The 3,618-nt window shown below is 41.5% G+C and carries 9 protein-coding genes and 1 pseudogene; 8 read left to right on the top strand and 2 right to left on the bottom strand.

What is annotated here, in order from left to right; all coding sequences use genetic code 11:
- The 6 genes and pseudogenes from WA010_RS08270 to WA010_RS08245 form a co-directional block, all read left to right on the top strand.
- Positions 1-235: pseudogene (locus WA010_RS08270) on the top strand (ATP-dependent helicase); the annotation flags it as partial.
- A 52-nt stretch (positions 236-287) separates the two neighbouring features.
- On the top strand, positions 288-578 hold the full coding sequence (locus tag WA010_RS08265; protein ID WP_422556653.1) for a nucleotidyltransferase family protein: 291 nt from the start codon (positions 288-290) through the stop codon (positions 576-578).
- 14 nt (positions 579-592) lie between these two features.
- The gene (gene arfB, locus WA010_RS08260) at positions 593-1,009 is read left to right on the top strand and encodes an alternative ribosome rescue aminoacyl-tRNA hydrolase ArfB (RefSeq protein WP_422556652.1); all 417 of its coding nucleotides are present in this window, start codon (positions 593-595) and stop codon (positions 1,007-1,009) included.
- Positions 1,000-1,158 carry a hypothetical protein gene (locus tag WA010_RS08255; protein WP_422556651.1) on the top strand — a complete coding sequence of 53 codons (159 nt, stop codon included), beginning with the start codon at positions 1,000-1,002 and terminating at the stop codon, positions 1,156-1,158. Before arfB ends, WA010_RS08255 begins: the two co-directional genes overlap by 10 nt.
- A gap of 59 nt (positions 1,159-1,217) precedes the next feature.
- Positions 1,218-1,499, top strand: a complete 282-nt coding sequence (locus tag WA010_RS08250) for a type II toxin-antitoxin system RelE/ParE family toxin (protein ID WP_422556650.1) — start codon at positions 1,218-1,220, stop codon at positions 1,497-1,499.
- Positions 1,500-1,508: 9 nt separating this feature from the next.
- Positions 1,509-1,817, top strand: coding sequence for a HigA family addiction module antitoxin (locus WA010_RS08245; RefSeq protein WP_422556649.1), 309 nt, complete (start codon positions 1,509-1,511; stop codon positions 1,815-1,817).
- A gap of 3 nt (positions 1,818-1,820) precedes the next feature.
- On the opposite strand, the gene WA010_RS08240 is transcribed toward WA010_RS08245, so the two are convergent.
- Both WA010_RS08240 and WA010_RS08235 read right to left on the bottom strand, forming a co-directional pair.
- Complete coding sequence (locus WA010_RS08240; RefSeq protein ID WP_422556648.1) at positions 1,821-2,024, bottom strand: hypothetical protein; 204 nt, start codon at positions 2,022-2,024, stop codon at positions 1,821-1,823.
- The gene (locus WA010_RS08235; protein WP_422556647.1) at positions 2,021-2,593 is read right to left on the bottom strand and encodes a hypothetical protein; all 573 of its coding nucleotides are present in this window, start codon (positions 2,591-2,593) and stop codon (positions 2,021-2,023) included. Before WA010_RS08235 ends, WA010_RS08240 begins: the two co-directional genes overlap by 4 nt.
- Before the next feature lie 132 nt (positions 2,594-2,725).
- Between WA010_RS08235 and WA010_RS08230 the strand changes: the two genes are divergently transcribed.
- Positions 2,726-3,373, top strand: a complete 648-nt coding sequence (locus WA010_RS08230) for a TetR/AcrR family transcriptional regulator (protein ID WP_422556646.1) — start codon at positions 2,726-2,728, stop codon at positions 3,371-3,373.
- 107 nt (positions 3,374-3,480) lie between these two features.
- Positions 3,481-3,618 (top strand): LemA family protein (locus WA010_RS08225; RefSeq protein WP_422556654.1); only part of this gene is annotated, 138 nt, incomplete at its 3' end.

The raw sequence follows: 3,618 nt of genomic DNA, 5'->3' as shown, positions 1-3,618 counted from the left end.
GGTAAAAACACGGGGCAAAAGTCTTTCTAAAGAGGGAGAGAAAAAAGAAAAAACAGCCGGAGCATTCGGTAATAAGCGTAAAAAAGCTCCCGTTCAGCCGAAATTCGTCGGCAAGCGCGGACCGCGTTTAGCGCGCGAAGAACCATCAGCTCAGGGCAATGCATCAACTAGAAATAGTGCTTTTGGTAATACAAAAAAACCTTCACCTAAAAAATCGGGCGGACGGGGGAGATAACAGATAGAGTAGAATATGCTACAATCACTCTATTAAAATCAAAAGGACACGAATGCAAAAAGATCAAGCTCTTGATATTCTAAAGCAGTTCAAGAATGATTTCGCCGATCATTTCGGTATCGTTCGTATAGGTCTTTTTGGCTCAACTGTCCGTAATGAAGCTACATCAAACAGCGATATCGATGTAGTGGTGGAAACTAAAACTCCTGATATGTTCGCTATCGTTCATGCTAAAAACACACTTCAAGAACTTTTTCATCTCAATGTTGATGTCATCCGCTATCGTGAAAAAATGAATCCCTATCTCAAACAGAATATTGAGAAAGAGGCTATTTTTGTCTAACAACAAACAAGTTAATGCTGCAAATCTCCCACACCGTTAGTATCCCCGACTCCGAAATCGAGATAACCGCTATCCGCTCTCAGGGCGCAGGGGGGCAAAACGTCAATAAAGTCTCCACCGCAATTCACCTCCGTTTCGACATCAACGCCTCATCACTTCCCGATTTTTACAAAGAGCGGTTACTAGAGATCACCGATCACCGTATCACCAAAGACGGGATCATCAACATCAAATCCCAAGAATCGAGAAGTCAGGAAGAGAACAAAGAAGCGGCATGGGAACGGTTGAGAGAACTTATCAAAAGCGTCACTGTTGTTCAGAAAAAGCGTAAACCGACCAAACCGACGAAGAATTCGCAGAAACGGCGGATGGATAGCAAGACAAAGCATGGGAATATCAAGAAGATGCGGGGGAAATTAAAATGGGATTAGTTAAAAGTTTATGGATGGAACAACAAGAAGAACATGCATATGAGGAAAAAGTTGAATGGATTAGAGAAAGCTTGATGATTTGGAAGCAGATGAATATTCTGATGGATGGGCTGAAGCCGAAGAAGAATATGAAGATTATCTATGAATAGGTGATTTATCAAAATAAAAACTTTGGATTAATCTATTACACTATATGTTATAATGTGCTATGATTAAATCGTTTGCCGATAAAGAGACCGAACAGTTTTATATTACGGGGAAGAGCAAAAAGATTCCCTCTGATGTGCATAAATCAGCGTTGCGGAAACTCTCGTATCTCAACAGTGCAATAGATGTTAACGATCTCAAAATACCTCCGGGGAATCGATTGGAATCGTTAAAAGGCAATTATGCGGGGAAATACAGCATCCGCATCAACGATCAATATCGTATCGTCTTCGCCTATGAAGCACACGATGCGTTTGATGTTCAAATCATAGATTATCATTAAGGAGCAACCATGTTTACATTGGAACGACAACCAATCCATCCGGGTGAAATTCTCCGTGAAGAGTTTTTGACCCCTTTGGATATTTCACAAAGTGCGTTAGCAAAATCACTCCATACCTCGTTTCGTGCAATCAACGAACTGGTTAATGAAAAACGAGGAATTACGACCGAAATGGCTCTCAAATTATCCAAATATTTCGGTACATCAGCACAGCTATGGCTGAATTTGCAAAACGAATACGATCTGTATAAAACGATGCAAAAAAAAGGGGATGATATTAATGTCATTCAACATTGCGACAAGGTTAATGTTGCATAATCTCTACCACTTAAAAACATTACGCGGATAAAACATTCTTCCGATTACAACCATACCAAATAGTATTCCGACATGACTCCACTCAAATGTGGCTCCGATTATCATAATAACTAAACAATAGAGTGCCATTACCGCTAAAAACCATCCGCTGAGTAAAAGTAAAAATAACCCTATAACACGGCATATTGTTCCGAGTGAGTTGCTCATCGTTGCTCCTTTAACGCTGATATGATTGCTTGGATTTGGCGGCGGTGGATAAAGGTGTGCATGTACATAAACGAGTTCCAGTCGAAGTTGTTGAACGAGTAGAACCACGGATGGGGTTTGGTCATTTTGGAGTGGTGTTTTGGTAATGCGGTAAAAAAGGTTTTGTATTCATCGATAAAGGCTTTGAAGTCATCGAGTGTACCGGAACGGTTGGCGAACGGTTTTACCCCAGCTATCGTGACGATTTCGCTGTATTCCCTCTCTTGTGAGAGGGCGGTGATAACCTCCATCACTTTGCGTCCCGTGATGCAGAGGTGCTCTATAACCATGTTGAGGGAAAACTGGCGTGAGTGATCTTCGATGGCGAAGGTTTTGTCGATAATGACTTGTTGCAACCGCTCCTCTTCACGCAACTCCTCCAAAAGAGAGATGATGATACGTGCTTCGCGTTTGAAAAGCCAAAAAGCGATTTGCCATGTAAAAAATGTCCGTACCAGCGGAATCAACAACAGCCGTATGAGTAAAAATTCTCCTCGCGGCAATCCATCACCCGGTTTCCCCTGTACCATATCAGCTCCTCACCCAATCAGATAGGTGCATAGTAGTCTCAATCTTCTAAATTAAATCTTAAAATTAGTGTAAATACTCTAATTTGTAAAATATTATTCGTATATGTACTCTAAATATGGTAGAATTTTCCCATGACAAAACCAAAAAAGATAACGACTAAAGAGCGGATTAAAAGCGCGGCGATAGAGCTGTTCAATACCCATGATTCACTCTCTATCACGACCAACCATATCGCTAAAGCAGCGGGAATATCTGTGGGAAATCTCTATTATCATTACCGTAATAAAGAGGAGATTATCCGAGAAATTTATTCGGATATATCACAGCGGATGGAATTATCAAAAAGTTTTGAAAAGATGATCAGTTCGGATAATCCTTTGCAGGTTTTAGATGAATCGCAAGAGCATTTTGGCGATCTGTTTTGGGAATACCGATTTTTTATGCGGGATGCTCCGGTACTGATGGCACTCGATAGTGAGCTAAAAAGGGCTTTTGTTACCAATCAAGAGAAGCGGATCATTCAGATAACTGGGCTAATTCGATTCCTCATCAGCGAAGAGATTTTAGAAAATATCGCTAAAGAGGATATTCCCCTGCGCGCCAAGCTCTATTGGTTCGTTACGGCGTATTGGCAGGTGTTTGCCTCGATGGATGGCGAAGTGAGTCGTGAGTCGATACGGGAGACCAAAGAGACGATGTTTAAAATCCATATTGCCCCATTTTTATCGGAGAAAGGGCGGGGGTTGATTGGTGGATTGGAAATGATCAACTCCATTTAGCTTTTTTAAACAAAAAAAAGTTACAATTTATCATTATCAATAATAAAAGGGTGTGTATGAAAGCAATCGGCGGAATTTTAGCGGCAGTTATCATCGGAGCAATCGTGATGATGTTCGCGGGGCATATGAACAGCGTCCCAACATTGGATGAGTCGGCAAAAGCCTCATGGGCACAGGTGCAAAACCAGTATCAACGTCGTGCTGATCTGATTCCGAATCTTGTCGCTACGGTCAAAGGGTACGCC

Origin of the sequence: Sulfuricurvum sp., assembly GCF_049305995.1 — a bacterium.
Classification (GTDB): Bacteria; Campylobacterota; Campylobacteria; order Campylobacterales; family Sulfurimonadaceae; genus Sulfuricurvum.
The sequence above is the reverse complement of the archived record's forward strand: the minus strand, read 5'-3'. Positions and strand labels throughout refer to the sequence as shown.

What these genes read in the sequence shown, in the direction of transcription:
- WA010_RS08265 (WP_422556653.1), top strand. Translation starts at nt 288, where the DNA reads ATGCAAAAAGATCAAGCTCTTGATATTCTAAAGCAGTTCAAGAATGAT.
- arfB (WP_422556652.1), top strand. Translation starts at nt 593, where the DNA reads ATGCTGCAAATCTCCCACACCGTTAGTATCCCCGACTCCGAAATCGAG.
- WA010_RS08255 (WP_422556651.1), top strand. Translation starts at nt 1,000, where the DNA reads ATGGGATTAGTTAAAAGTTTATGGATGGAACAACAAGAAGAACATGCA.
- WA010_RS08250 (WP_422556650.1), top strand. Translation starts at nt 1,218, where the DNA reads ATGATTAAATCGTTTGCCGATAAAGAGACCGAACAGTTTTATATTACG.
- WA010_RS08245 (WP_422556649.1), top strand. Translation starts at nt 1,509, where the DNA reads ATGTTTACATTGGAACGACAACCAATCCATCCGGGTGAAATTCTCCGT.
- WA010_RS08240 (WP_422556648.1), bottom strand. Translation starts at nt 2,024, where the DNA reads ATGAGCAACTCACTCGGAACAATATGCCGTGTTATAGGGTTATTTTTA.
- WA010_RS08235 (WP_422556647.1), bottom strand. Translation starts at nt 2,593, where the DNA reads ATGGTACAGGGGAAACCGGGTGATGGATTGCCGCGAGGAGAATTTTTA.
- WA010_RS08230 (WP_422556646.1), top strand. Translation starts at nt 2,726, where the DNA reads ATGACAAAACCAAAAAAGATAACGACTAAAGAGCGGATTAAAAGCGCG.